Source organism: Mucilaginibacter sp., assembly GCF_039925265.1.
In the GTDB taxonomy this organism is placed as follows: Bacteria; Bacteroidota; Bacteroidia; order Sphingobacteriales; family Sphingobacteriaceae; genus Mucilaginibacter.
The window spans coordinates 37,136-64,132 of sequence record NZ_JBDSZG010000009.1 but is presented as its reverse complement, the minus strand read 5'-3'; the positions used below and the strand labels follow the sequence as shown (position 1 = coordinate 64,132).

Genomic DNA, 26,997 nt, shown 5'->3' with positions numbered 1-26,997 from the left:
CATCAAATATTAATCATTCGTCCGCCGGTTTTTAAGCCAGTAGATGCTCAGGTTAAAGGCAATAATGATGTGATTAAAAATGGTTGGGATTAACCCGTAATGCTTTTTCATGATGGCGAAGCGTTCCTCTAAGCTTTGGCGATGTTTTGCTTTTGACATACCGCCAACCAGGTATTTGGCTACATAACCATTCACTTTTACTATCGTCTTCGCTTTTTTTGCCGCACGGATGATCCAGTCGATATCGGCGCTGAGCTGGTAGGTCGGGTCATAAGGTGCCGTGAGTGTCCTGCGGATGTAGATGGCCTGGTGGCTTATGCTCATGCCAAATTTAAACCCTTTCCAGTTGAATTTCGCCGGGGCTTTGTGTCGGCGCTGGCCAAGGCTTTCGCGCCGGATGTTCAGCATTTCGGTTTCGCCATAATAAATATCAGCATTATCGGCGGTAGCAAAAACTTTTTCAACGGTATCGGCAGCGTAAAACTCATCGCCCGAGTTCATGAAGATCACATAATCGCCGGTAGCCATGGCCAGCCCTTTGTTCATGGCATCGTAAATGCCTTTATCCGGCTCGCTCACGAGTTTAGTGATGCGGCTTTTGTAAGTATTGATGATATCCAGCGTGCCATCGGTAGAAGCGCCGTCTATCACAATGTATTCTATAGCCGGATGAGTTTGGTTAAGCACAGAAAGCAGGGTGCGGCCAATATCGGCCACGTTATTGTACACAACCGTAATTACCGATAGCTTAGGCATCATCCGTTCGCTCCTTTCAAAATCTGTTGGTACAGGCTGATGTATTGCCCGGCAACTTTTTCGTTATTAAACTCGCATAGCACTTTTTCGCGCGCTGCTTCAGAAAGCACCGAAGGCTCTGCGGCAGTCAACACATAATTGACGCCCGCCGCCAGATCTGCCGACGACTTAAACGCCGCGAGGTATCCATTCTGCTGATGTTCTATCATATCCGGGATGCCGCCGGTATCAAAAGCAACTACAGGCGTTCCGCAGCTCATGGCTTCCATAATGGTATTGGGGAGGTTATCCTCTATTGATGGGAGTAGAAAAACATCTGCCAAACTGTAGATCTCCGCCAGATCGCCCGGCGACGTAATAATATTTAACTGATGCACTGGGAAAGGCAGGGTGCTGGTATCAAAGCGTTTGTTTTTGCCGAAGATCACCATCTCCACGTTTTCTGTGCCGGGATAATTTTTAAGATAGGTTAACGCCTCTATCAAATAAGCAAGGCCTTTACGCCTGTCGGCAATATTTGCCGCGCCGAAAAGGATAATTTTCTTTGACGGATCTATACCCCATTTCTTACGCGCTTCGTCCATTTTTCGTGGCGAAAAAAGCTCGGTATCTATGGGGTTGGGGATGGCCTGCACGCTGGCATGGTTAAGCAACGAGCTTTGTTTGGCCACGCTCCCCAGCCAGTTGCTGCAGGTTACAAAGGAAATGTTTTTAGCATCGCTCAGTATTTTGCTTTTACGCTGCCAGCCGGTGTGCGAGATATCGTTGGGGCTTGGCTTCCGCAAAAAATAGCAATTGCCGCACTCCAGCTCAAAATGGTTGCAGGTGCCGGCGTAGTGGCAGCCCCCGGTAAACACCCACATATCGTGCAGCGTCCACACGATGGGTTTATTTAGCTTGATGAGTTTATCCAGATCATCTATGGAAAGGAAACCGGAGTTTGTCCAGTGGATGTGCAGGATATCGGCATCCTTTATTACAGGGTCTTTGCTGATATCGGTACCGGCGTTTGCGGTAGAAAAAGCGAAGCGCACGCTCCTGTCCTTCGCCTTAAAGGCGATGAACGGCAGCCGCTCATAAAAAAAATCGATTTGGGAGTGGAGCTTATCCAGTTTGGTTTTCTCTACCGAATACACGGCCGGTTCGATGCGATTTTTGTGCTGCACCACCATGGTTACCCCCACCTGCTGTAATTGCAGGGCCTTTAATAAGCGCATGCAGGCTTCGGCGGCACCTCCGCCCGAATCAGATGTGTTTATCAAAGCAACCTTCATAGGCAATGTCATTTATCGGGGCAAGTATAATGATACTAAAATTAAAAATTTTACTTTTGAATGCTTCATCTTTATCAACACGAAGCGTCACAGCAAAATTAACAGGCAGGCATGAATTTTTTCGCGTATTTATTCCAGGATTGGCGGGCCAACCGGGGCAATATAAAAGCGCGGCTGGTGCTGTTTATGTTCCGGCTGGTAAATGCCATTAACCGCTACATGCTGCTGAAGATCATCTTTTTCCCTTACCTCATGTTCTACCGTTTTTTTGTAGAATGGAGTTTAGGGATAGAGCTTCCGCGCAAGCTTACCGTGGGTAAAAACCTGGTTTTTTATCATGGGCAGGGGCTTGTTGTAAATTACGGCACTATCATTGGCGAAAACTGTGTACTGCGTAATGGCGTTACCATCGGCCACAAAAAACAGGCAGATGGCAGCCATAGCCGCTGCCCGCAGATAGGAAATAATGTGGATATCGGCCCCAATGTTTGCATCATTGGTGATGTAGTTATTGGCGATAATGTAACAATAGGCGCCGGTGCAGTAGTAGTAAAAAACATTCCGGCAAACAGCACGGCGGTGGGTAACCCGGCACGTGTGCTGGATAAAAGAACTGAGGCCGAAACCCAAACTGAAAATATTTAATGGACAATAATTTAACCGACAGGGCCTTTTGGAAATCGTTTTGGGAATCGAGGATCGGGCTGATATTTAAACTAAAACCCAATTACGTTTTTGGCGATATACTGGGTAAGATCATTAAGGATAAGAACGCTAAAACCGCTATTGAACTGGGCGGTTTCCCCGGCTATTATGCCATCTACCTAAAAAAATATAAAGGGCTTACCACCACCCTGCTGGATTACTTTATCCATCCAAAACTGGTAAACGACCTGCTTACCATAAATGACCTGAAAGAGGGCGACATCAATATCATTGAAACCGACCTTTTCACCTGCCAGCCTGCCGAAAGGTACGACATGGTGCTTTCCTTTGGCTTGATAGAGCATTTTAACGATACCAAATTTATCATTGGTGAACACCTTAAGTTTTTAAAGCCGGGCGGCACCTTGTTTATTACCCTGCCAAACTTTAAAAGCGTGAACGGCTGGGTGCAGCGCAATTTCGATAAAGAGAATTACGATAAACACAACATCAACAGCATGGACCTTACCCTGCTCAAGAACAGCTGTGAAGCATTGGGCTTAAAAAATGTGGAAGCGTATTATCATGGCCGTTTTTCGGTATGGCTGGAGAATAAATCAGAACAAACCGCTGTAGCCAAGTTGCTGATGAAAACCATTTGGGTGGCCGGCAAAGTGTTTACTAAGGTTGTGCCGATAGAAAGTAAAGCGCTATCGCCCTATATTGTGGTGAAGGCGGAGGGTTAATTTATTCCATAACCGGTTTACATCACGTTATCCTTAACTTGTTTCAGGAACCCACAGGACAGGTCGTCAGCGTTAACGGTAAGCTTGTATTGTCTGCGAATTGTACGGCAGTAACCATGCATGTGGGGTGCCGAAACAAGTTCGGCATGACGTTGGGGGAGAAGCTTTCGTACAAAAAAAAGCCCCGCAATTTTCTTGCAGGGCTCATAAATATCTAAACTAAAATTACACTACGTAATTCCAGCCGTGCGTATCAGGCGTGGTGCCGTATTTAATAGCATCCAGTGTATTGAATACCCGGTTCGAAAATTCTCTTGTTTTAGGGTCGCTTAAAAAGTATTCCTCACCATTATAGGTAATAGAGCCTACCGGGGCAATTGTTGCGGCGGTACCGGCACCAAAAGCATCGGTTAGTTTGCCGTTTTTAGCACCTTCTATAATTTCGGCTACAGAAACTTTACGCTCTTCAACGGTGATGCCCCATTCTTTGGCCAATGCAATAACTGTATCGCGGGTTACGCCATCCAATATAGTGTCTTTCGCCTCGGCGGTTATGAGTTTGCCATCCAGCAAAAACATCGCGTTAGCGGCACCCATTTCCTCTACAAAGGCGTGTTCTTTTGCGTCGGTCCATATCAGCTGGTCGAAGCCTTCTTCGGCAGCTTTGCGGGCAGGCAGCATAGATGAACCATAGTTACCGGCGGCTTTTGCAAAACCCATACCGCCTTCGGCAGCGCGGGTGTAATGTGTTTCTATTTTTACACGCAGTGCTTTTGAAAAATATGGGCCAACCGGGCCAACAAGTACTACAAATTTATAGGTAGCTGATGGCGTTACGCCCAGGTATGGGTCGGTAGCAAACATAAACGGCCTGATGTAAAGGGCGTGGTTCTCTTTAGTTGGGATCCAGTCGCGGTCAATATCTACCACGGCTGCAATGCTCTGCACAAATATATCTTCGGGCAGCGTTGGCATGCAAAGGCGCTCTGCTGATTTGTTAAAACGGATAGCATTTTTATCGGGACGGAAAATAGTGACCGTACCATCGGCATGTTTATAAGCTTTAATGCCTTCAAAAAAGGCCTGGCCATAATGCAGGGCAGAAATGGCAGGGCTCATGGCAATAGGCCCGTAAGGGACGATCTCGAAATTTTTCCATTCGCCGTCGATGTAATCTGCCACAAGCATGTGGTCAGAAAAAGTGCGCCCAAAGGGCAGGTCGTCAAAATCGGTTTGCTCTAAACGCGATTGTGAGGTTTTGGTAAGTTTGATGTCCAATGTTTCGGTCATGGCAGTACATATTAATCGAAAAATGGCAAGTTAAAAAAATTTCGCCTGATTTTTCACTTTTTAAACTACTAAAGGTATATTAGTAGGCTTAAACCCTAAACAAAAGATGTCTAAGTACGAATTAACCACAGAAGGCCGCATCAAACTTAAAAAGGTGTGGACCGTTACCATTTTAGGCGCGTATGCCGCTATTATTGGTGTTTTTGCTTATAATTTACTGTACCGCACCGGCGATACCATTAGCGTAACCATTTTCGCGGTGATTTTGGCAGCACTTACCGGCTTTTTCTTTTATGGCCGCAAAAAGTATTTTTTAAATACCGATAGCACCGAACTTACCGTTGATGATGATAGGATCACCCTGCATGTATCGGGCCAGCCTGATGTCGCCATTACTTTCGAGAACATTAGCCAGGTAAAGCCCGCTAAGCAAGGCATCTACCTCATTAATAAATTCCCGTCAAAAAAATCGTTGTTTGTGATGAATAAGTTTGAATGTTTCGACGAGATACAAAAGCTGGTAGCCGACCGCGTGAAGGAATACAGCATGTTAACCGTTCGCTAAAAATTGATAAACAGGAGCAGCACCCCTCTGCTACTGTACTATGGTGAAAGCAGCCCCTACTATAACCCGCTCACCACTTTGTCAACCCAACCTTTACCCCAGTTCTCTAATTCCTCTGCAGACCATAACGAAGGATAGAACACGCGTTTTTGAAAACGCGGAGGCAGGTATTTTTGCCAGTTGGTGCCGCCCGTGGCTTTAATTTCTTCGGGTTCGCGGTGCAGGTAGCGCACGGCAGATTTATAGTGCGATAGCGGCCAGTTTACATTTACATTGATATCCAGTTGCTTTAACTGTTCGGCCAGGGGGGCAGTGTTTTCGCCATTTTCTGTCAATTGTTTGTACAGGCTGTAAAAGTTGGTTGTGCTAACGTTTTTGCCCAACTCTATAAACGTTTTGGCGTATTTTTTTTCGAACTGTTTTAAGGTGAGTGTTTTTTTACCGGTAGAAAGCTCGGTAGCACCGAATTTCCAATAGATATATTCAAATTGCTCTTCGATGGATGCGCCGCGCAATTCTTCGCGCTGGTCTTTGGCTACCAGGTTAATAAAATCGGTAGCGTATATCTCTATCATGCGGTACTGCCCGCTTTGGAAACCGCTGGCCGGCAATAAGGACATGCGGAACTGCAGGAACTGTTCTTTCTCCATCCCATCTACCATAATTTCGAAAGAATTGGTAAGCGCCTCAAAATAGCGGTTGATGCGTTGTACGCGTTTGGTAAAAAATTCGGTAGTTAAAGGTTCTGCGGCGGCAATTTGTTTACACTCGTGCAGGCTCAACTTAAAATACAGTTCCGTTATCTGGTGATACATGATGAAGATCTCCTCGTCCGGGAAAGGCGTTTTAGGGCTTTGCAGGCTCAGTAGAGTATCCAGGTGGATATAATCCCAGTACGTCAGGAAATCGGCGTGCAGCAGGCCATCCAGGTAGCTGGACATATCCTGCCCCATGGCCTCGTACTTTTCCTGCAGCAGGGCTAATTTATTTTCTATTTCGGGAGAGATGCTCATGAGTGCAAAGATAAGAAGGATTTCGGATGTGGGATTTGAGATTTCGGATTTAAAAGAATCTGAAGTTACACAAATCCGAAATCGAACATTCGAAATCCGAAATTAAAATTATATTTGCTAAACAAAGGCAATGGTGTTCTGCCTATTTGAACCGCTGCAAAGCTGATGACGCCTACCCAAATAAGTTGTTTATTTGCATGTAGGTTATGTTTAAAAAATTCCTTTCCAATCAACTTGATCTCTTAAAATATTTTATCCGCTGGGCTATTATTATAACCCCTGTTGCAATTGCTATAGGCAGTTTGGTGGCGCTGTTTCTTTGGTTGCTCAACCGGGCCACGCTTTTCAGGTTCGGCCATAACTGGTTGCTGTTTCTGCTGCCGCTGGCGGGTGTGGTTATTCATCTGCTTTACAAATGGTACGGGCAATCTGCCGAGCGTGGCAATAACCTCATTATCGACGAGATTCACCAGCCCGGTGCGGGCGTACCCAAACGGATGGCGCCACTCATTTTAGTTACTACGGTTATTACCCACTTATTTGGCGGCTCTGCGGGGCGCGAGGGTACGGCCGTACAAATTGGTGGCAGCCTGGCCAACCTGTTTGCCGGCATTTTTAAACTGGACGAGGCAGATAAAAAAACCATTCTAACCGCTGGCGTGGCGGCAGGTTTTGGCGCGGTATTCGGCACGCCGCTTACGGGTACCATATTCGCGCTGGAAGTTATCGCTATCGGTCGCATTAATTATACCGCGCTTCTACCATGCCTCATCGCCGGGCTCATAGGGGATATCACCGTGTCGGCATGGGGTATTAAGCATACCCTGTACCACGTAGATATTGTTGATACCGGGCAGGTACTCTACGGGCAACATTTGCCGGTGAGCCTGATACTGCTGGCAAAGGTGATAGCTGCCGCGGCTATTTTCGGTTTGGTAAGTATGGCCTTTGCCAAGGCCGTACATTTGGTTAAAAGTTTTTCTTTAAAATGGATAAAAGTAAACTGGCTGATCCCGGTTTGCGGTGGTTTAGTAATTATTGGCCTGACCTTTTTATTGGGCAGGCCCGATTATTTGGGATTGGGTGTAACCCCGGAGCACTCCGGTTCTGTAACTGTAGTATCGGCATTTCAGCATGGCGGCAGTATGGCGTTCAGCTGGTTATGGAAGTTGATCTATACAGCCATAACTTTAGGCACTGGCTTTAAAGGCGGCGAGGTTACACCCCTGTTTTATATTGGCGCTACGCTCGGTAATACGCTGGGCGAACTGATGAATGCACCTATTGGCCTATTTGCCGCACTTGGCTTTATTGCGGTATTTGCAGGCGCTACCAATACTCCTTTGGCTTGTACTATAATGGGGATAGAACTTTTTGGCGGCGAGTACGCGCTGTTTTTCGCGGTGGCGTGTTTTACAGCCTACTTTTTTAGCGGCGAGGGCGGCATTTATCCCGCACAGCGGGTGGCTCATGCCAAATTGCCCGCGGGCGAGGCGGCCAAACCTAAGTACCTGCATAGAATGCTGGCAAAATATAAATTATAACACCTGCATTTCTACAAAACATATCGCCTGTAAATTGTTTATTAAGGGATACCAAAACCCTTCCAACATGCATATTAACAAGATCCTTATCGGTATAGACGATAGCAAATTTGCCGAGTACGCCGCCTCTTATGGTTTCGATCTCGCCAAAACTTTTAACGCCCATGTTGGGCTGGTGCATATTGTAGAGCCCATGGTAACACCGGTAACCAGCAACGATACCATTACGGGGCTGCCTTTCCAGGATTCGGGTGTGAATGAGGTGGAGTTGCTAAACATCCAGGAAGATCTAAGTGATAACATCGTTAACCGCACCATAAAAAAATATGCCGGCGACCTGCAGGTTACCCACTTTAATGAATACGGCTCAACCGCCGATGGGATACTGCATTGCAGCAAAGAGTTTAAAGCAGATTTGATTGTGATAGGGACACATAGCAGAACCGGCATCGACCGCTTGCTGATGGGCAGCGTAGCAGAAAGCGTGGTACGCAATTCACATATACCGGTACTTGTAGTTCCACTTAGTTCATAGATGATAGTTAATGGTTCATAGTAGCTGCGGAAGTCTTGCTATTCACTATGAACCATTAACTATCATCCATGAACTCTCTTAATAAAGCAGCCTAAACTTTATCGTGTGTTCAATAGCTTTCAACTCGTTTAATACGCCGGCTTCGTAGCCCGTGGCTACATCGGTTATAACGTAACCTATTTGGCTGTTGGTCACCAAAAACTCGCCTACTATGTTGATGTTGTGGCGGGCAAATACCTCATTTATTTTAGCGAGGATACCGGGAATGTTCTTGTGGATGTGAATTAAGCGGTGCGCGTTGTTGTTACGCGGCGGCTGCAGATCAGGAAAGTTGCAGCTCATGTGCGTACGACCCTCGTTCATAAACGCGATAACCCTCTTGGGGATAAAATCCGAATTGCGGGGGTTATCTTTCGGGTCGTCGAATACGATGATGCCTGCATCACAGGCGGCTTCTGATAATTTGCGGCCTATCCTGCCGAAACAACCGATCACTTTTAAGCGGCCCGCGTTTTGGATCTGCTCCGGTGTTGGCTGGTTTTCTTCGTCGCAAAACAAAACACCGGCTTCTTCCAGGTACTTCTCTTCAATAACATCTTTATGGCGCAGGTTGTAGCCTTCGCGTTTCATTTGTGCTAATGCTTCATCATCAATATTACCCACTACCAAACACTTGATGCGGTTTTTTGGGTAAGATATGGCCCTCGGCAGTTTGTTGATGTACAAAAACTCATCAAAACTCGGAGTAATATGGTCGGCTTTTTCGGCTACCGATTTGCGTTCGATATTCTCCGTAAAAGCGAAGAATTTTTTGATCATGCCCGATTCCTTCAGCTGGAAATCAGAATAACCATCACCTATACCAAAGATCTCGCCCGGCAGGTTAAGTTCTTTCAGTAATTTTACTTTACCACCTTCCTGCGAGAGAGGGTTGCTGCGGTCGTAACCTATAATATTGCCTTCTTCGTCAAACTCAAAAGTATTGGCGTAGATGTTTTCTTTTTTGATATGATACTCGGTAACTACCGGGATGATAAACTCTTTAAAGCCGCCGGATACGATAAGGACCTCATCCTGGTGGTTTTTAAAGAAAATGGTGTTGCGCGAAAAAGAGGTGGATACCTTCTTCTTCAGATGTGTGATCAGCTGCTTTAAATGGTCGCGGTTAGCGCACAAAAGCTTCACCCTTGCCTGCAAACTTTCGGTGAAGGATAAGCGTCCTTCCATCGAAGCGTTGGTGAGGTCCTCTATCTGTTTGTAAATAGCTTCCCGGTCGGGATGGTTTTTAAGGGAAATGCGGGCAAGTTCGTCAAGGGCTTCTACCTGGGTAAAAGTGCTATCAAAATCTATAATGAAATATTGGTCCATGGGAGTGCAAATCTGCTGAAGTGCAAATGTGCGAATTTTTGCTTGAAGGAGGCATCGGCAAAAAAGGTTATTTACCCACAGTGTTAATAACCTGCGCTCTTGCCTTTTCTATCAAATATAATACAAGCAAACAATCTGCCCCTTTTATATATTTGATTTTTAAACAGGCCACAAATCCATGAAGATCAAATCCATCGCTCTTATTGCCATTACCGGTTTCACCGCTGTTTTGGCAAGCTGTTCACCCGATAAAAAGAAGGAAACCGCCACCGCCACAGATACAGCCCTGGCTGCCGACATTAAACAACACATAGCTGTTTTGGCTAACGATTCGTTGCTGGGCCGTAAGCCATTTACGGCTGGTGAGGATAAAACTATCGCGTATATATCATCCCAGTTTAAAAAATTAGGCTTAGCGCCGGGCAATAACGGCAGCTATTACCAGGATGTGCCTATGGTGGAGATTGGCCCCGCCGCCGCGCCAACCATGCAGATAACCGGTAAAGCAGCTATTGATGTAAAAAACACCATCGATTTTGTTGCCGCTACCCGCCAGGAACTGCCATCGCTGGAACTAAAAAACTCCCCGCTTGTTTTTGCGGGGTATGGCATTGTAGCACCCGAATATAAGTGGAACGACTACGCTGGGCTGGATGTAAAGGGAAAAACCGTTGTGGTGCTGGTGAACGACCCCGGCTTTAAAGCCCCCGAAAAACTATTTAAAGGCGATACCATGACCTATTATGGTCGCTGGACTTACAAGTATGAAGAAGCCGCCCGGCAGGGTGCTGCAGGTGTGCTCATCGTCCATCAAACCGAGCCGGCGAGCTACGGCTGGCAGGTGATCCAAAACAGCTTCACTGGGTCTAAATTATACTTAACCCAGGCCGATAAGCACATGAACCGTTGTAAGGTAGAAGGTTGGTTAAGCGAGGAGACAGCCAAAAAACTGCTTGCCGGTGCCGGTATTACCGAAGATATGCGCGCTTATGCCCGCAAAAAAGATTTTAAGGGGGTACCGCTGAATAGCTCGGTATCTGTTACCTTAAAAAACAAACTAAAGTATTCTACCTCGCATAATGTGATAGCTACGCTTAAGGGCAGCACCACGCCGGGCGAATACATCTTATACACGGCTCACTGGGATCATTTTGGGGTGAAAATGCCGGCGATAAAAGGCGATAGTATTTACAACGGTGCCGTTGATAACGCCAGCGGTGTGGCGGCTATTTTAGCCGTTGCCAAAAAGTTTACGCAGGCAAAGGACAAGCCGAAGCGCTCCATTGTGTTCCTGGCGGTTACGGCCGAGGAGCAGGGCCTTTTAGGATCGGAATATTATGGCACGCACCCTGTTTACCCATTAAATAAAACCGTTGCCGACCTGAACATCGATGCACTATCCGATTTTGGCGAAACCAGCGATTTTGCCATCACAGGTAAAGGACAAAATGATTTGGACGACTACGTAGTTGCCCTTACCAAGCCAAATGGCTGGGAGGTTGTGGGCGATAAAACCCCGGGCTCGGGCAGTTACTACCGATCGGATCATTTTAATTTTGCAAAGGTGGGCGTACCCGCTTTAGATCTGCATAATGGCGCAAACTCCGTAGCAAAAGGCGAAGCATACGGAGTGGAGCAAGCCAAAGAGTACAACGACCAGCGCTACCATCAACCATCGGACAATTACAGCGATAGCATGAACACCCTCGGTATGGCACAAACCACGTACCTGATGTATCAGCTTGGCGTTAAGCTTGCGGGCGAAACTACCTTCCCCGGATGGAAACCCGGCTCGGAATTTAAAGCGATACGCGAAAAATCAATGGGAAAGTAATGGTTGGGATTATACTTACTAAGTAAATTAGATATGACTACAAGGACAAGATTTTATTTAGCAATAGCTGCCACCATAGTGGCGGCTGTTGTATTTATTGCAAGTAATTTCTTGGGCTATTTCCAGGCGGGTAAACAAACCGATTTTATTCAGGGATTTTCGGGCGGCATTGCTTTTGGCGCGTTTTTGGGCGTGCTTACTTTTGGTACCAAACTTCGCCAGGAAAAGCGAGGGCAGGCGGTGCAATAATTTGTAGGATATTGCAAATCAAATTCGTGCAATTCGCCCCATTCGTGAAATTCGTGTTCATTTAATATATCGCCCTGCTTGCACCACCGTCCACCTGTATGGTTTGCCCGCTAATGTAGCTTGCCTGCTCAGATGCCAAAAAGGCTACCAGCGCGGCGAGTTCCGCCGGCTCTCCTATGCGGCCAAGCGGGATGCTTTTGGCTTTCTCCTTCATGGCCTGTTCTGTATCAACATCTTTAGGTAGGGTGTGCTTTATCCGGTCGGTAAGTATTAAACCCGGCGAAACGTTATTAACGGTTATGTTGTAAGGCCCAAACTCATCGGCCATCAGTTTGGCCATCCCCACCACACCCATCCGCATGGTGGTGGATAGTACCGAGCCGGCCAGCACCGCCTTTACCGAACCGCTGATGATATTAATAATGCGCCCGCTCCCGGTTTGTTTCATATAGGGCAATACCAGTTTGCTGGTACGGGCCACACTCATCAGGTTGAGGTTAAAAGCCTGGTGCCATTGTTCATCATCAAAGTTTTCAAATTTATCAAATGGCGGGCCGCCGGCATTGTTCAGCAAAATATCAATCCGGCCAAAAGTTTCTGCAGCCTGTTTAATAAAGGCGGCTATTTCGCCAGGGTCAGATACATCAACGGTTAAGGCCAGCACCCGGTTGCCGGTAAGCTTTGTTATTTCGGCAGCGGTGTTATCCAGTTCAGTTTTATCGCGCGAGCCTATAACTACTATCGCACCCTCGGCAGATAAGGTAGTGGCAATTGCTTTGCCCAGCCCCTTGCTTGCCGCAAGTACCAGGGCTACTTTGTTGTGCAGCTTCAGATCCATAAGTATGCAATGATAGTTATTTTACGCATTCTGCGCATCCCTTTAATTATCAATAAAATATCATTATTTTGGTGGTAATTATTGCCTGGCTCGACGCGAATATTAAATAGAGGACCTGTTTGGGCCGCTCTTCAACAGATATTAGGGGATACCGATGCAACAACACTTTTCTCCTGCCTTCGGAAAGCGTGGTGTCGAAGCTTGTCGCGAAAAATTAATATCTTTCGCCAATGAAAAATCAGGTTACCCGTACCATCTTGCTTCTTGCTGTCTCCATACTGTTGTTTGCAATTGTACTTTTGGTGCCTGCCCCTAAAAATCCGCTTTTGTTTGATATATTAAGAGGGGCATCGGGTGGTTTTGGCCTGGCTGGTTGCATCAGCTTCGTTTTACTGCTAAAAGATGAATTGACAGGTAAGAAAAAAGTGTCATAACAACATTTTTTATTGTTACCCAAAGTATACTATATTTACAGCATTATCCCCTAAATAAGAACTATTTTTTCCGGCTAATACAACCAAACGAAAGCCTCGTTCGGCAGGTATTACCATTCATTAATTATAGCTTTTGGTTATATATCCCTTACCAACTTAAATGAGTAACGCCCCCGGCTTTAGTAGTGATGAACTGCTGGAAGTTTATTATCGCATAATGCAACCGCCATACATAGTTCTATGGCGCTAACCGTGCAAACGGCAAATGATGCTATGCTTACTTTACGCTACCAGTAAATTAATTTGTGCAGATTTGCGTATCTTAACAGGTAATGAAAAAATTTATCCGCGGGTTTGGCTTTGCCTTTAATGGTTTAAAATACGCCTTTGCTACTCAAATAAACTTTAGGGTGCATGTGTTTGCTGCCCTGCTGGTTATTGGCTTAAGCTTTTATCTGCACATCAGCACCGCCGAATGGAACTGGATCCTGCTTTGTATTGCCATGGTGCTGCTTACCGAATTGCTCAACACCGGTATAGAAACCCTAACCGACCTGGTATCACCGGGTTATAACAAACTTGCAGGGCATGTAAAAGACATCAGCGCGGCTGCGGTATTGGTTGTAGCGTTCTTCGCGCTTATAACGGGCGTTATCATCTTCCTGCCAAAAATTCTATTGCTTTTGGGTTATGCTGCATAAAACCCGCGGCATCGTTTTTAAAACTACCGATTACAGCGAAAGCAGCGTAGTAGCACAGATCTTTACCGAAAAATTCGGGCTGCAATCCTACCTCATCAACGGGGTAAAAAAGCCAAAGGCAAAAATAAGCCGCAACATGCTGCAGCCGCTGCACCTGGTAGATATGGTGGTGTATCACAAAGCCGCCGGTAATATCCAGCGCATTGCCGAGCTCAAAAATTCGCCCGTGCTGCTAAGTATCCCGTATGATATCATAAAAAGCTGCCTCGCCATGTTTTTAAACGAGGTGCTGTACAAAGCCGTAAAGCAGCAAACACCGGATGAGAACATCTTCGATTTTATCTTCAATGCCATAGAATGGCTGGATAATGCTACGCGCGGGCTTGCCAACTTTCACCTTGTGTTTCTTATCCAGCTAACGCGCTATTTAGGGTTCTATCCGCATAGCGAAGGTGCATCAGGCGCTAATTATTTTGATATGAAGAACGGCGTGTTCAGCAATTACCGCCCCGATAGCTTATCTTACCTCTCGCCGCCGCACACCAAAAATTTTGAAGCCCTGCTGCAAAGCGGTTTTGGTAAAATAGAGGACATTAAACTGGGTAACGACGAGCGCCGCTACCTCATCAGTAAACTGCTGGAGTATTATGCCATGCATATAGAGGGCTTCGGGTACATCAAATCGCACGAAGTGCTGGAGGAAGTACTGGGGTAAGGTGATTTCGGATTTCGGATTTTTAACACTGTACATTACAATAGTAGTTTCTATAATTCGTTTTCTATCATTATCTTACAGGCACAATTACACATATGCCTTTAAAAACAATACCGATAAAAACTGGTGCACTGCTCTTTTTAGCAAGTCTGGCGATTGCCGGCTGTAAAAGCAACCCAAATTTAAGGGCCAATAAAAAGCAAATATCCTTTAAAACTATACAGGGTATCACCTACACCGAAGTCTCGCGCACCCAGCAAAACGGTTTGTCGTTTAACGAATACGGCTACCACTTAAACCCCGATTGGCGGCTGCGTTTTGTATCAGCCGATTCGGTGGCGTTGTTTAGCCCGGTTAAAAAGGCCTTTCTTAATTTCCCGCTGGCACTCGGCTTCGATTCGGTGATCTACACAAACCACTCGTTTCTGAAGATGCGGCAAATGAGTAAGGATAGTTTGGTGTTTGAATTACTCCTCGCAAAAAACGACAGCCTTGACGTAGGCGGCGCCAAAGTTTTTATGAAATTTTATGCCGATAACTACATTACCGATAAGTTACATACTACCGCCGCCACGCTGCAGCATTATAAAACGCAGGATACACTATTTGTAATGCAACTGGTAGCTAAGGCAAACCTGGATATGAAAAACAGCTTTGCTGCCCAGCAACCTGTACAACTCATTAGCAAAAGCCCACGGGTGGCCGTTCACAAGTTCAAAACCGTAGCCGATCTGGCGCTGAATAATAATAATACCTCTGCCGACTATATGAACCCCGAATACGGTATTACGATCAATAAAGCTTACGGAGATTTTGATTATTCCTTTTCGGTGTACGTAGATAAAGCAGGCAAAATGTATTACGGTGAACCACTCACCGCTTTCCCTGAGGGGACATACCGGGATAATTATATCCTTAAGTCCACAGCTATCATGAACAGTTACATAAAGCAATACCTTCGTAATATCCCGGGGGAAACGCTTGGCATGAAGCACGCCAGTTTAATATCGCTGCATGTAAAGGGGGTAGCCGGGAATAATAATGGCATAGCTTCGCGGTAAGAATAATATTGGCAGGGTTACTTGTTGCTTTTAAACAGCCTCGTAATAAAGCTCCCTTCCTCGCCCTTTTTTTCTTTGGGAGGGCCGATAAGGTAACCGATGTCTTTTAAGGGTTCGCTGTTATCGCATACAATTTTGAAGATGCCAAGGAGCGGTACAGCGAGTATCATACCGGCGATACCCCAAAGAGCCTCGCCCACCACAATAATAAGAATGGTGAACAGCGGGTTAATGTTGAGCCGGTCGCCCACTACCAATGGTTCGAGGATATAGGTTTGCACCAGTTGTACGCAGCCATAAGTGATGATAACGCCGATAACTATCCTTGTATCGCTGCTTTGAGCCAAAGCCATGAGCACGGTGATGGAGGTGCCGGTAATATTACCGGCAAAAGGTACCAGTTCCAGTATACCGCAGAGCACAGCAAAAAACAGGGCGTTTTGCACCCCCGCAATGCTAAATCCTATGCCATACATCACCCATAGCATCACAATCATTAAACCAAGGCCGCCCAGGTATTGCTGTGTTACGGTGCTTGCGTTTTGCAGCACGTCTTTCGCGGTTTCGCGGTTTTGGCGGCTAAGTATCCGCAGAATAAAGCTTTTGAAATGAGCCCTGAAATAAATGAACAAAAAGGTATAAACCAACACCAAAACGGTATCTATTAAAATGCCGGCAAAAGAACCCACCAGCGTAGTGATCATTCCTGCGGCTTTGCCCATGCTGTCGCCCTGTTGCTCTTTGATCATCTTTTGCTGTTCGCTGCGCGAAATGCCGAAGGTTTGCTGTACATAATCTTTGGTGTGTGCTATGAGGCCATTTACCCGTTGCTGTATTTTAGAAAGATCCTGCGCTATGTCGCTCAGTTGAATTTCCAACAAGAGGATAAGGCCGCTTACCAATAATAATAAAGCAATCAAACTTAAAACAGAAGCAAAACCATTATTCAGCCCAAGTCGCTGTAGCCAATGGCAAACCGGGAGCAGCAGCATGGCCAGCACAGCACCAAAAGTAAGTGGAATAAACACAGGGGCGCCCAGGTAAAGAATGCCAAAAACCAACACGAAGATCAGTAATATGCGGAGGGTCCGGTCGAGGTGGGGTGTGGCCATGCGGGCTTGGTATGGGTGAGACGATGAGTTTAACCAGCGCTTTAAATAAGCACGAATGCCGCGATAGCGCTATATTGCAGCGGTCTGTTAACCACCGCTATCAAAATAAGCTCTACAACTTGCACAAAGATCTGCCCGGTAAACTGTTGGCAAACCTCTGTGCAGCATTTGCAGATTATCCTATAATTCTTTTCTTAATAAATTCGACTGCCGAATCGGCCAGGTCGGTGCCGCCGGTTTGTACCAGTGTGCCATCGTCACTTAAGGTGAGTTCGGAGCTGATATTGTCTTCTATGCAAACGGTGAGCTTGTTTTGTTCCTTAACTACTGTACATGGAACCTCGCGGCCCGAGTAATGGATAATAAACTCGTATTTACCGTCTTTATCTGCAGGGTGGGTGTCTTTCTCGTCAATCATGGTTTAGCTGTTTGTAGGTATAACACAAAAAGCTTCATCATGTTTCTAAAAACGAAAAGAGAGAACCTGTGGGGCTCTCTCTTTTTTTGCTTTTTACTGATCTTATTATTAAATCATAAAGAACGATTGGTTTATAATTGGTTTAATAACGCACAAATATAATGTCTATAGATTTAGCAGACTAATTTTTTTGAAAAATATTTATTAACAAGCGCGATATCTATTAACATATTGTAAAAATCAGCCGTTTTTACGCAGGTATTTGCCTTTCAGCTGTTTAAGAAACTGTAATCCCCGGTTAAACAAGCTCCCTTTTCGGTTTTTAAGAAAATGTTTAATGGCTTCGTAGGCTTTTTTATCCTCCTTGATAACATTGGGGAAATATTTTACTCGTTTTTGCGCTATTTGTACCTGGTAGGTGTTTTCTATGTTAGAGTGCGTTCCGCTGCCATCGTGCCCGATGTTATGCACCAGGGAATGCAGTGGATTTAGTGTTAAACCCTGCTTTAAAAAAACAGAAGCATACCAACGAATTGCCCAGGAGTTGTTTCTCCCGGCTTTAAAATCCAGCATCTGTTTCCAAAAGTTCATCGTATGCTCTATGGAAAACTGGCTTGTTTTTTCTTTATCAAATTGCTGCATCAGCTTATCTACATCGGGCTCAAAATTGTCCCATGCCCTTGCCCAGGTTGCCCAGCCCCAGCTGAATGCCGCGCGGAAAAAGAACGTTTCTGTAAGGTTATCAAGCGCTATGGGCAGCATGTAGGCGCTGATGTGCATTACTTTTTCCTCGGATGCGTAGCGCTCCAGTGCATCGTTAAAATATTGCAGCGTGTGGGGGGAGGAGATAAGGTCATCTTCAAAAACGATGGCAGTACCATACTCTTTAACCAATTGTGTAACCCCGCTGATGATGGAATTAGCAAGCCCCAGATTTTGCTTGCGCTCAATGACTTTTACAGATAGAAAACCGCTTGTTGCATGCGCTATTTGCTTCACTTGCTCCACTGCCGCGTTGTCTGCCTCTGTTTTGGCACCATCACAAAAAATAAACATGCGCGATTCTGCCGCCAGCAAATTCTTTTGCAAAGCTTCTATGGTGCGGCGGGTATGACCGGGCCGGTTATATGCAAAAAGCGCTATGGGAGCGGGAGGGGTCAATTAGTGAGTTATTGAATGAGTGAATTAGTGATTAGCCGGACTTATTAAAAAATATCGGCTTGTTTATCTGTTTTTTTGCAAAGTACGGTGTAGGCATTGGCGTAGCGTTCGGTTGCCTTTTCGCCACCGATTTTGCTTAGGGTATTTTTTACCGTGTATTCGGCTGCTATTTTTAAGTTGGTAACCAGGCTCTTCGGTTTCTTTTGGTTAATGTAGGTGTTAAACCTCGTCACCTCCGGCTCAATCATCGATGTTAGGTCCTTTTCCACCTCGTAACCTTCCGTCATTAACAAATAGCGCAGGCTGGTTGGGGTGTACACATTAATGTGCCCATACGCCAGGAAATGCTTTATGCGCTTATCTACACCCGCTTTATAGTCCAACGGTACCTCTATCGCAAAATGACTGGCAACACGCTTCATTTCGCGCAGCAACAGGCGCTCATGCTCCACATGCTCCAACACATGCGAAAGGATGATGAGGTCGAAACTATTATCCTCAAACGGCAACTTATAGCCGTCAAATTCCTGTACCGATCTTAACCCTTTTATATCTCTCGATTTAATATGTGCTACGCCACTATCAGATATTTCTACCGCATGGTATTCGGGGGCGAAGTTTTGGTCAGACAGGTATTTCAATATACTGCCGTCACCTGCCCCAACTTCCAGCACTTTGCCGAAGCTTTTGCCCGCGCAAACATCAACAATGTGTTGTGCTTTGTATTTGGCACCCAGCATACGCCAGGCCTCATCGTGCTTTTGGTAAAATTCGTCGTAAGCGGTTTTTACGTTGCCGCTCAGTTTTTCTTCTGCCATATTATATGCCCAGGCAATTATCGGTTTTGTAAAATACAGACGTTGATTTGCGGTAGAATAAGCCCGGCGATATGCCGCTAAACGGCAAATGCTTAAAGCCCTGGTCGGTTAAAAAATCAACCCCCGCCTTGTACGATTCGCGTTCCGAATCATCCAACACTACTATGCCGGTTGGGCTTAACGCGCCAACAGATTGCTTGCAGCAATTTACCCTGTCGCGGCCGTCAACAATAATGATGTCAAACTTTTTATCCAGTTTAACCGGCATGCGGCAGTAATCGCCATCGCGGTGTAACTCGCAATAGATCATCTCCGAGTTTTTGGTTTTTTTATCAGATTGGTTGATCTTGTTCAGCCAGTCTTTATCGTGCTCAACAGAAACCACCTTACCCGCATATTTGGCGTAAAAAAAAGTAGAGTTGCCCGAGCCGAACTCAAACACGCTGTGCTGCTTGGTAAGGCGCTCTTTTATAAAATCGATAAATGAGTAGGTTACCCAGGGAATGGGTTTGCCATCCTGGTCTACCGGTGATTTGCTATCAAAAGCTTTGAACCAACCGATATCATCAAGGTACCCCTTTTTATCGAACGACAACAATGCCCGCAAGTGCCTGGGGTTTGTTAATACTTTTATTAATGCTGAAAATGTGCTCAACGCCTGGTTATTTTTTGAAACAGTGAAATTAAAAATAATGATTTAAACATCATCAATCCTTGTTGCCTTGTTTTTGGTATCAGTACAATAAAAAACGTAGCTACAGCATAGGCCACCAATGTAGCATAGGCCGCCCCGATGATGCCATAAGCCGGGATGAAGAAAATATTGAGTACGATGTTTACAATTGCGCCTATACCCGTGCGCAGCATAGAGAGCTTAAAGTAGCCTTCGGCAATTAAATATTGGCCGCTCGCGCTGCCCAAAAATACAAATATGCCAGCCCATACGTGTACGGATAGTACAGGCGCGGCGGGCCAGTAAGCCGGTTTAAACAATAGGTGATATATTAAAGTGGAGCCGAGACTCATGACAACAGCTATGCCCACGCTCAGGATCACCATCAGGTCGTAGAGGTTTTGCAGCCTTTTGTGATAGCGCTCCGGGTCGGTTTTGCGGGCATGGATAAGGGCTGGGAACACCGAGGTAACAATAGCTACGGGGATGAAGTACCAGTTTTCGCTCAGGCTGGCGGCGGTCATATAAATACCCAGTTCGCTGGCCTTGGTAAACATGGGTATCATCACCTGGTCTATCTTCATGTAAATGGTAACCAATATGGCAGAGAATGCTAAAGGCCAGGAATGTTTAAGCAGGTAGCCCGTTATGCGCTTATCATACCGCCAGCCGCTTAAGTGATTGCCACTTTTTTTGTAGAGGATGATATAGCCCAAAGCTAACAAGGCGGTATCAAACAACAAGGAATACACAAACCATATCAGCGGCAGCTTTAGAATGATAAACAACAGTTTAATGAGCGCGGAGATAATATTGCCCGACACCTGCACATACATGATGTTTTTGCCCTGAACCTTCGATTGAAAAAAGCTATCGATAATATTTACCGATTGCAGTGCGGAGGAGCAGGCTACAATAAATACGTAGCTGAAAGGTGTTTCCAGCGGTTTGGCAAGGGTTAGCAGTAAGTAAACACCATATACTAAAGGCAACGTGAATAGCCCGGCTGTTAGGCGCATCCAAAAGGCGGTACCCAGTAAGGTATCCTTACGTTCGGGGTGGTTCAATAATTCGCGGGTGATAAAGCCATCGAGCCCCAGCGCGGCAATTGCCATGGTGAAGGTGACAATGGCCATAGGGTAATTTAAAATACCAAATTGCTCGGTACTTAAATAGCGAGAGAGCAGTACACTGTTAATTACAAACTTAACCACCATGCTGCCTACGCGGGCAATTAAAAGCCAGCCTGTATTTTTAAAATACTTTTCTAAAGCCTGCTGGTCGAATCCTTTAATGGCGGGTATACGCATAGTTTGCGCAAAGATAGTAATTAGAGATTAGAGGCCGGGGATTAGAGAGTAGTTGTTTTGGTTAGCGATCAGCCATTTTGTGTAAGCAAAAAGGCACCCCCTTAAAGGATGCCTTTGGCAATATTGGATAATTATAACTAATCTCTAACTTACAACGTCATCATAAACAGGCGGTGCTGTTTATCAACCCAAACAGGAAGCCCGTGTGGTGTCATCGCAATGCTTTCCCCGTAAGCACCATCTGGATGAATGTACCAGGTTGTATCATGTGCATATTGATAAATTGGCGAAGACGCCGCGGTGCCGGTATCTTTTCCGGTAACGTTAACGATATTTGTAAATGCACACCAGGCAATGTCATTTGCTTCCACACCACCTACAACTTCCCATAATTCGGTAGCGGTTTTGCGGTATACCAGGTGCGATTTATTTACCACCCATGGCGTACCATCGGGAGCCACGGTAATGCGGGTGCCGGCGCAATTTGGCAGATTATCCCAGTTGGTGCCGTTCCATTTCATAATATTATAGCCACCCGTAGGCGAAACATCATTAGTGCCAATAATAAATACCGAACCGTCTGCCCCAATGCCTATATCATTCGCAGTGCCCGGCATCAATTCCCAAAGGTCGGTAGCGGTTTTGCGGTATATCAGGTGCGATTTGTTTACTACCCACGGTGTACCATTGGGCGCTACCGCTATCCTTACGCCGGCGCAGTCGGGTAGTTTTACCATAACGCCGCCAACAACTTTATAAATGCCGAAGCCGCCCGTAGGCGACACATCATCGGTGCCAATTACATAAATAGAACTATCAGCACCAATGCCCACATCGCTTGCCAAACCGGGAATTTGCCTTATATTGCCAGGCGTAGCAGGTGTATCAATAGGTGTTACAGGTGGAAGTACTACTGCCGCTTTAACAATTACCAAACAGGTTGCCTTACTTTTATTGTTTTTAGTGCTAACAGTTATTACAGATTGCCCTACTTTTTTTGCTTTGGCCAATCCATTTGCCGATACCGAAACAATAGCGGTATCTGCCGATTGCCAGTTGAGTTGCTCGGGGCTATAATTTAATGGTACTATTTGTTGTGACTGGCCTACCGTTGCAAACACGGTATCCAGGGTTAATTCAACAGATTGGTCGGGGTTAACCACCAGTTCCTTCACGCAGGCACTTGCACAAAATGCTATTGTAATTGCTATGAGTAATATTTTTTTCATCTATCTAAAGGATAAAGTTTAGCGGTACTAATATAACACTATTATCTGATAATGACGCAATAACAGTGTCGTTCGTCCGCAAACCAGAGCGGGACAAAATAGACAGCGAGCGGACAAAATCAGCCCCGCTAAACAAAAAAAGGCCGTCAAATAAATGACAGCCTTTCCTTAATATATATAGCCGAGTTAGAACTACTCACAACTCACTATTCTCCATTCTCTAAATTACTGAGCCTGGAATTTTTTAGCGTTGATCCTTCTTTCGTTTTCGTTAAGGTAGATCTTACGCATACGGATACTTTGAGGGGTTACCTCGATGTATTCGTCGGCCTGGATGTACTCCATCGACTCCTCCAGAGAGAATTTAATAGCAGGTGCAATACGCACGTTGGTATCGCTACCAGATGCACGCATGTTGGTTAACTGCTTGCCTTTGGTTAAGTTAATAACCAAATCGTTATCGCGGATGTGCTCACCTAAAACCTGTCCTTCGTAAACATCAGTTCCCGGGTCAATGTGGAACCTGCCACGATCCTGTAATTTATCAATAGCGAAAGCAGTGGTTTTACCGGTATCCATAGATACCAATACACCATTTAAACGACCAGGAATCTGGCCTTTCCAAGGCTCGTATGCTTTAAAGCGGTGAGCCATAATAGCCTCGCCACCGGTTGCCGTTAATACGTTGTTACGTAAGCCGATGATGCCACGTGCAGGGATATCAAATTCTAAGTGCTGTAAGTCGCCTTTTGGCTCCATTATCAACAGATCGCCTTTGCGCTGTGTAACCAGCTCAATAACTTTACCTGCAACTTCACCCGGTACATCAACAATCAGGGTTTCAACCGGCTCGCATTTAACACCATCAATTTCTTTGATGATTACCTGTGGCTGGCCAACCTGCAATTCGTAACCTTCGCGACGCATGGTCTCGATCAATACCGATAAATGGAGGATACCACGGCCGTATACTAAGTAAGAATCTGGTGATTCGGTCTCAACAACCTTAAGCGCCAGGTTTTTTTCCATCTCTTTGTATAAACGATCGCGCAAGTGGCGTGATGTTACAAACTTGCCTTCTTTACCAAAAAACGGTGAAGTGTTAATGGTGAACAGCATGTTCATGGTAGGCTCGTCAATTTTAATAACGGCCAGTTGCTCCGGTTTGTCAAAATCGGCAATGGTATCACCAATGTCAAAACCTTCAATACCAACAACAGCACAAATATCACCAGCGGCAACAGAGGTAGCTTTAACCTTACCTAAGCCTTCAAAGGTGTATAATTCTTTAATACGCGATTTTTGGATAGTACCATCGCGTTTTACCAACGATACCGGCATGTTTTCTTTAATAGTACCACGGGCAACACGGCCTACTGCAATACGACCAACGAAAGATGAATAATCTAACGAAGTGATCTGCATTTGTAAAGTACCTTCGTTAACAGGTGCAGGCGGGATGTTCGCCAGGATGCAATCCATCAACGGGAAAATATCTTCGGTAGGTTTTTTCCAGTCGGTGCTCATCCAGCCTTGTTTAGATGAACCGTAGATAACCGGGAAATCCAGCTGGTCTTCGGTAGCCTCAAGGTTGAAGAAAAGTTCGAAGATCTGCTCGTAAACCTCTTCCGGGCGGCAGTTTTCTTTATCCACTTTGTTTACAACCACAATTGGTTTTAAGCCGAGAGCCAAAGCCTTTTGGGTTACAAAGCGTGTTTGAGGCATAGCGCCTTCAAATGCATCGCAAAGTAATAACACGCCATCGGCCATTTTCAATACACGTTCAACCTCACCGCCAAAGTCGGCGTGACCAGGGGTATCAATAATGTTGATTTTAACATCTTTGTACATCACCGAAACGTTTTTCGATACGATGGTGATCCCACGTTCGCGTTCCAGGTCGTTGTTATCCAATATTAATTCACCAGTTTCCTGCCCATCACGGAAGATAGCGCAACTGTGTAAAATTTTGTCAACCAATGTGGTTTTACCGTGGTCAACGTGTGCGATGATCGCTATATTTCTTATTTTTTGCATAAAATGCGGCCTCTAAATTTGGCGCAAAGGTACGCTTAATATATGGTATTTTAAAGCGTTTGCAAGTGAATAGTAATGTAGATGAATAAATTACAGCGAGATTACTTAGGGTTAACGTACTATGCAGTAACATTTAACATGAAATAAACTACCAAACCCAGTTGTTGCGAGCAATAGCGCGGCAACCTCATGGGGGGTTCAAATATGCTAAGCTGAACATGCAACGCGAGTCCAATCCCCAACCCGTCATTGCGAGGCACGAAGCAATCTCCAAACTTTGCATCTCCACCTTGCATGGCCTACCCGCCTATCGGGAGATTGCTTCGTGCCTTATAATGACGCTGTAGTGTAAAGCAGTTGCAGTAGCACTTCGGCAACGGTAGCCCCGCTATCCCTCCAAGCCGCTGATAGAAGCGGGCTTTCCGTACTATCGGGTTTAGGTTTGTCCGTCCGTCCGCAGGAGCGGAACTGTTGCCGGTATCCGCTGCAATCCTACCGCGGTTGGTGGGAGGCTAAAACCCCCTCACCCAAGGCCGATGTACCAACGGCGAAAAAGCCCATGGTATAGAGCTCAATATCACCAGCAAACCGATGGTAAACCAGATAGCCTGCGTACGGAATTTATCATGGTCCGTAATATGCCGTTTGGCTTTTGACGACCCAACGGTGATGATCGTCACGGCAATGAACATCATGGTGATGTGCTCCATGCCAAAGAAACGGATCTCGCGCAGGCGCAGGCCTTCGCTAAAATGGTGAATGAACCAAGTGGTGATGGGGCTAATGGCATAGAGCCACACGCCCAATACAAACTGCATATGGATGATGGAAACGGTGGTCTGCCTCAGGTTGTCATCGAACTTACTATATGCTTTTTTGCCCAGCCAGCCCTGATAGCCCCTGTAAACAGCCATCAGCAGGGTAACCAATACCAGCCAGCGAACAACAGAATGGAGCGGAAGAATTAGGTTGTACATACTCTTATGCTGACGAACGAAAAGCCAACATATTTTAAAACCGATGATTTTCTTTCGTTACGCGGGAGGTAAGGGGGGCAGCCTATCGCTTAAAGGACCGGTTGCGGGCAATGATTTTTTTAACACCGCGGCCGGCGGCATCCTCCGCCATTTCTATGATCACTTTATCCAGCCTGTCCAGCTCATTTTTTATGTAAAGCAAAGTTTCACCGTCTGCCGGGTTTTCCAATAATATAGTGGTGAGGCCCTTAAGGTTGGCAAGCGGGCTGCGGATAAGGTGCGATTGTTTCCAGGCAATATTTTCTATATTGTGCATGTGCTTCTTTATTTCGCAATAAGCCGTTTTTAAGCTCACTTCTGCGTTTTTCCTTTCGGTTATATCTTCAAACTGGCTTACAAAATATACCGGGCCACCCCTCTTGTCGGTCACCGTTGCTACGTTTACAGATATCCACACAACCGCGCCATCCTTACATATATAACGCCTTTCTATCCTGCCGGTGCGGTTCTCTTCCTTTAGTATATCATCGGCAAGGGTAGTGTATTCGTTATGGTCATCGGGGTGCGCAATATCCAAAAACGACATGGAAAGCAATTCCTGCTCTTTGTACCCCACCATGTTACAAAGCGTTTTGTTTACCTGCAGCCATCTCCCTTTCAGCGACACGAGGGCCATACCTATAGCCGAATGCTCGAAAGCCGCCTTAAACTTTGATTCGCTCTCTCTGAATTTAACCAATAGGTTATTAAGCTTTGCCGAGCGTTCCCTAACCCTTTTTTCAAGTTCCCTGTTAATCACTGCCACCTCTTGTTCGGCCTGGTGACGACTATGGTCGAGCGCGTTTAGCCAGTTTACCAGGTACCATGCCAGGGCCAGCCCCGCACACAAAAAACAAATAATAAGCACAGCCAGCCCACCGTTAAACGAGAACAGTTTAAGGTGACGCGACTCCATCCGAAACGCGCCAAACACCACGCCAATAAAAACAAATTGGAACAATAACCGCCGTGCTGCCTTATTGCCTACGCGTGTACCCGTAAAAAGCCCGGTTACGCCAATCTCGGGATGTAATAAAGAGGCTGTGATAGATATAACTAAAAATAAAAGGGCCGTATGGATGGCCATAGCACCTGCATAATTTACATTATAAAATAACGAAAACCCATATAAATAACCTATTAGTGCAACGGCAGAAATGGCCGTTACAAAGGTAAGCAGGTACTGGGCAAACAGATGGATAAAGCGGTGTTTGAAACTGAAACCCACAAAGGCCAATCCCAACAAAATAAAGCAAGCAGCGGTATTTACCGACATGCGGCCTGGATTAGGGCGATGGAGGTTTATGGACGGATGATCGGTAATAAAAAACTGATCGATACCCAGGGTAAAATGAAACAAGGTTTGCAACATCGATATAAGCCCTATAGCCATTACGAGTATTGACAAAAAAACAGAAAGCGCCGTATTGTACCTGGTGACACGAAACTGTGTAAGAAGCAAGATGCATCCCAATAAAATAAAACCCAACGCCGTGTTAAACTTCATGGAGGCGTAGGCCGGGATAATAGTTTGGAAAGAGAGGATATTAAACACCCACCCAATAATTACGATAAAGCCAATAACAACACTTATTAAACCTGTATACGCAACGGCTTTTAGTTTTAAGGGTAGATACATCGACAAAATATTTAAG

27 protein-coding genes and 1 riboswitch are annotated in these 26,997 nt (G+C 45.6%); of the genes, 11 read left to right on the top strand and 16 right to left on the bottom strand.

The window, feature by feature from the left end; genetic code table 11:
* Positions 1–9 precede the first annotated feature (9 nt).
* Positions 10–759: a glycosyltransferase family 2 protein gene (locus ABIX36_RS03645; RefSeq protein ID WP_348080805.1), complete on the bottom strand. Its 750-nt coding sequence runs from the start codon at positions 757–759 to the stop codon at positions 10–12.
* The gene (locus ABIX36_RS03640) at positions 756–2,030 is read right to left on the bottom strand and encodes a glycosyltransferase family 4 protein (protein ID WP_348080804.1); all 1,275 of its coding nucleotides are present in this window, start codon (positions 2,028–2,030) and stop codon (positions 756–758) included. Before ABIX36_RS03640 ends, ABIX36_RS03645 begins: the two co-directional genes overlap by 4 nt.
* Positions 2,031–2,141: 111 nt before the next feature.
* Here ABIX36_RS03640 and ABIX36_RS03635 point away from each other — a divergent pair, with 111 nt between their 5' ends.
* Both ABIX36_RS03635 and ABIX36_RS03630 read left to right on the top strand, forming a co-directional pair.
* On the top strand, positions 2,142–2,675 hold the full coding sequence (locus tag ABIX36_RS03635; protein WP_348080803.1) for a serine acetyltransferase: 534 nt from the start codon (positions 2,142–2,144) through the stop codon (positions 2,673–2,675).
* Entirely contained in the window at positions 2,675–3,421 is a 747-nt protein-coding gene (locus ABIX36_RS03630) for a methyltransferase domain-containing protein (RefSeq protein WP_348080802.1), read from the top strand. Before ABIX36_RS03635 ends, ABIX36_RS03630 begins: the two co-directional genes overlap by 1 nt.
* Before the next feature lie 225 nt (positions 3,422–3,646).
* Here the strand turns inward: ABIX36_RS03630 and ABIX36_RS03625 are convergent, their stop codons facing one another.
* Positions 3,647–4,711, bottom strand: a complete 1,065-nt coding sequence (locus ABIX36_RS03625) for a branched-chain amino acid aminotransferase (RefSeq protein ID WP_348080801.1) — start codon at positions 4,709–4,711, stop codon at positions 3,647–3,649.
* A gap of 106 nt (positions 4,712–4,817) precedes the next feature.
* On the opposite strand from ABIX36_RS03625, the gene ABIX36_RS03620 reads away from it, so the two are divergent.
* Positions 4,818–5,276 carry a hypothetical protein gene (locus ABIX36_RS03620; RefSeq protein ID WP_348080800.1) on the top strand — a complete coding sequence of 153 codons (459 nt, stop codon included), beginning with the start codon at positions 4,818–4,820 and terminating at the stop codon, positions 5,274–5,276.
* Positions 5,277–5,335: 59 nt separating this feature from the next.
* Here the strand turns inward: ABIX36_RS03620 and ABIX36_RS03615 are convergent, their stop codons facing one another.
* Positions 5,336–6,289 carry a tryptophan 2,3-dioxygenase family protein gene (locus ABIX36_RS03615; RefSeq protein ID WP_348080799.1) on the bottom strand — a complete coding sequence of 318 codons (954 nt, stop codon included), beginning with the start codon at positions 6,287–6,289 and terminating at the stop codon, positions 5,336–5,338.
* 117 nt (positions 6,290–6,406) lie between these two features.
* Positions 6,407–6,471: riboswitch (Fluoride riboswitch) on the top strand.
* A gap of 24 nt (positions 6,472–6,495) precedes the next feature.
* Between ABIX36_RS03615 and ABIX36_RS03610 the strand changes: the two genes are divergently transcribed.
* Complete coding sequence (locus ABIX36_RS03610; protein ID WP_348080798.1) at positions 6,496–7,833, top strand: voltage-gated chloride channel family protein; 1,338 nt, start codon at positions 6,496–6,498, stop codon at positions 7,831–7,833.
* Positions 7,834–7,900: 67 nt separating this feature from the next.
* Entirely contained in the window at positions 7,901–8,368 is a 468-nt protein-coding gene (locus ABIX36_RS03605) for a universal stress protein (protein ID WP_348080797.1), read from the top strand.
* Positions 8,369–8,446: 78 nt separating this feature from the next.
* Here ABIX36_RS03605 and ABIX36_RS03600 read toward each other — a convergent pair whose 3' ends face one another.
* On the bottom strand, positions 8,447–9,736 hold the full coding sequence (locus tag ABIX36_RS03600; RefSeq protein WP_348080796.1) for an HAD-IB family phosphatase: 1,290 nt from the start codon (positions 9,734–9,736) through the stop codon (positions 8,447–8,449).
* Positions 9,737–9,914: 178 nt separating this feature from the next.
* Here ABIX36_RS03600 and ABIX36_RS03595 point away from each other — a divergent pair, with 178 nt between their 5' ends.
* A complete protein-coding gene (locus ABIX36_RS03595; protein WP_348080795.1) occupies positions 9,915–11,570 on the top strand; it encodes a M28 family metallopeptidase in 1,656 nt (551 codons plus the stop codon).
* 33 nt (positions 11,571–11,603) lie between these two features.
* Positions 11,604–11,819, top strand: a complete 216-nt coding sequence (locus ABIX36_RS03590) for a hypothetical protein (RefSeq protein ID WP_348080794.1) — start codon at positions 11,604–11,606, stop codon at positions 11,817–11,819.
* Positions 11,820–11,880: 61 nt separating this feature from the next.
* Here ABIX36_RS03590 and ABIX36_RS03585 read toward each other — a convergent pair whose 3' ends face one another.
* On the bottom strand, positions 11,881–12,657 hold the full coding sequence (locus ABIX36_RS03585; RefSeq protein ID WP_348080793.1) for an SDR family oxidoreductase: 777 nt from the start codon (positions 12,655–12,657) through the stop codon (positions 11,881–11,883).
* A 230-nt stretch (positions 12,658–12,887) separates the two neighbouring features.
* Here ABIX36_RS03585 and ABIX36_RS03580 point away from each other — a divergent pair, with 230 nt between their 5' ends.
* The 4 genes from ABIX36_RS03580 (at position 12,888) to ABIX36_RS03565 (ending at position 15,568) form a co-directional block, all read left to right on the top strand.
* The gene (locus tag ABIX36_RS03580; protein ID WP_348080792.1) at positions 12,888–13,091 is read left to right on the top strand and encodes a hypothetical protein; all 204 of its coding nucleotides are present in this window, start codon (positions 12,888–12,890) and stop codon (positions 13,089–13,091) included.
* Positions 13,092–13,423: 332 nt separating this feature from the next.
* Positions 13,424–13,792 carry a diacylglycerol kinase family protein gene (locus tag ABIX36_RS03575; protein WP_348080791.1) on the top strand — a complete coding sequence of 123 codons (369 nt, stop codon included), beginning with the start codon at positions 13,424–13,426 and terminating at the stop codon, positions 13,790–13,792.
* Positions 13,782–14,507, top strand: coding sequence for a DNA repair protein RecO (gene recO, locus ABIX36_RS03570; RefSeq protein WP_348080790.1), 726 nt, complete (start codon positions 13,782–13,784; stop codon positions 14,505–14,507). The genes ABIX36_RS03575 and recO overlap by 11 nt, the downstream gene beginning before the upstream one ends.
* A 95-nt stretch (positions 14,508–14,602) precedes the next feature.
* Positions 14,603–15,568 carry a hypothetical protein gene (locus ABIX36_RS03565; RefSeq protein ID WP_348080789.1) on the top strand — a complete coding sequence of 322 codons (966 nt, stop codon included), beginning with the start codon at positions 14,603–14,605 and terminating at the stop codon, positions 15,566–15,568.
* 17 nt (positions 15,569–15,585) lie between these two features.
* On the opposite strand, the gene ABIX36_RS03560 is transcribed toward ABIX36_RS03565, so the two are convergent.
* The 10 genes from ABIX36_RS03560 to ABIX36_RS03515 form a co-directional block, all read right to left on the bottom strand.
* Positions 15,586–16,680: an AI-2E family transporter gene (locus ABIX36_RS03560; protein WP_348080788.1), complete on the bottom strand. Its 1,095-nt coding sequence runs from the start codon at positions 16,678–16,680 to the stop codon at positions 15,586–15,588.
* Positions 16,681–16,855: 175 nt separating this feature from the next.
* Positions 16,856–17,098, bottom strand: coding sequence for a hypothetical protein (locus tag ABIX36_RS03555; RefSeq protein ID WP_348080787.1), 243 nt, complete (start codon positions 17,096–17,098; stop codon positions 16,856–16,858).
* Positions 17,099–17,338: 240 nt separating this feature from the next.
* Positions 17,339–18,259, bottom strand: coding sequence for a sugar transferase (locus ABIX36_RS03550; protein ID WP_348080786.1), 921 nt, complete (start codon positions 18,257–18,259; stop codon positions 17,339–17,341).
* Between the two features lie 44 nt (positions 18,260–18,303).
* Complete coding sequence (locus ABIX36_RS03545) at positions 18,304–19,077, bottom strand: class I SAM-dependent methyltransferase (RefSeq protein ID WP_348080785.1); 774 nt, start codon at positions 19,075–19,077, stop codon at positions 18,304–18,306.
* Between the two features lies 1 nt (position 19,078).
* On the bottom strand, positions 19,079–19,732 hold the full coding sequence (locus ABIX36_RS03540; protein ID WP_348080784.1) for an FkbM family methyltransferase: 654 nt from the start codon (positions 19,730–19,732) through the stop codon (positions 19,079–19,081).
* Complete coding sequence (locus ABIX36_RS03535) at positions 19,729–21,060, bottom strand: flippase (RefSeq protein WP_348080783.1); 1,332 nt, start codon at positions 21,058–21,060, stop codon at positions 19,729–19,731. The genes ABIX36_RS03540 and ABIX36_RS03535 overlap by 4 nt, the downstream gene beginning before the upstream one ends.
* Positions 21,061–21,209: 149 nt before the next feature.
* The gene (locus tag ABIX36_RS03530) at positions 21,210–22,289 is read right to left on the bottom strand and encodes an Ig-like domain-containing protein (RefSeq protein WP_348080782.1); all 1,080 of its coding nucleotides are present in this window, start codon (positions 22,287–22,289) and stop codon (positions 21,210–21,212) included.
* Between the two features lie 225 nt (positions 22,290–22,514).
* A complete protein-coding gene (gene typA, locus ABIX36_RS03525) occupies positions 22,515–24,326 on the bottom strand; it encodes a translational GTPase TypA (RefSeq protein WP_348080781.1) in 1,812 nt (603 codons plus the stop codon).
* A gap of 512 nt (positions 24,327–24,838) precedes the next feature.
* Positions 24,839–25,303, bottom strand: coding sequence for a hypothetical protein (locus ABIX36_RS03520; protein ID WP_348080780.1), 465 nt, complete (start codon positions 25,301–25,303; stop codon positions 24,839–24,841).
* A gap of 82 nt (positions 25,304–25,385) precedes the next feature.
* Entirely contained in the window at positions 25,386–26,981 is a 1,596-nt protein-coding gene (locus tag ABIX36_RS03515) for a PAS domain S-box protein (protein ID WP_348080779.1), read from the bottom strand.
* Positions 26,982–26,997: the final 16 nt, after the last annotated feature.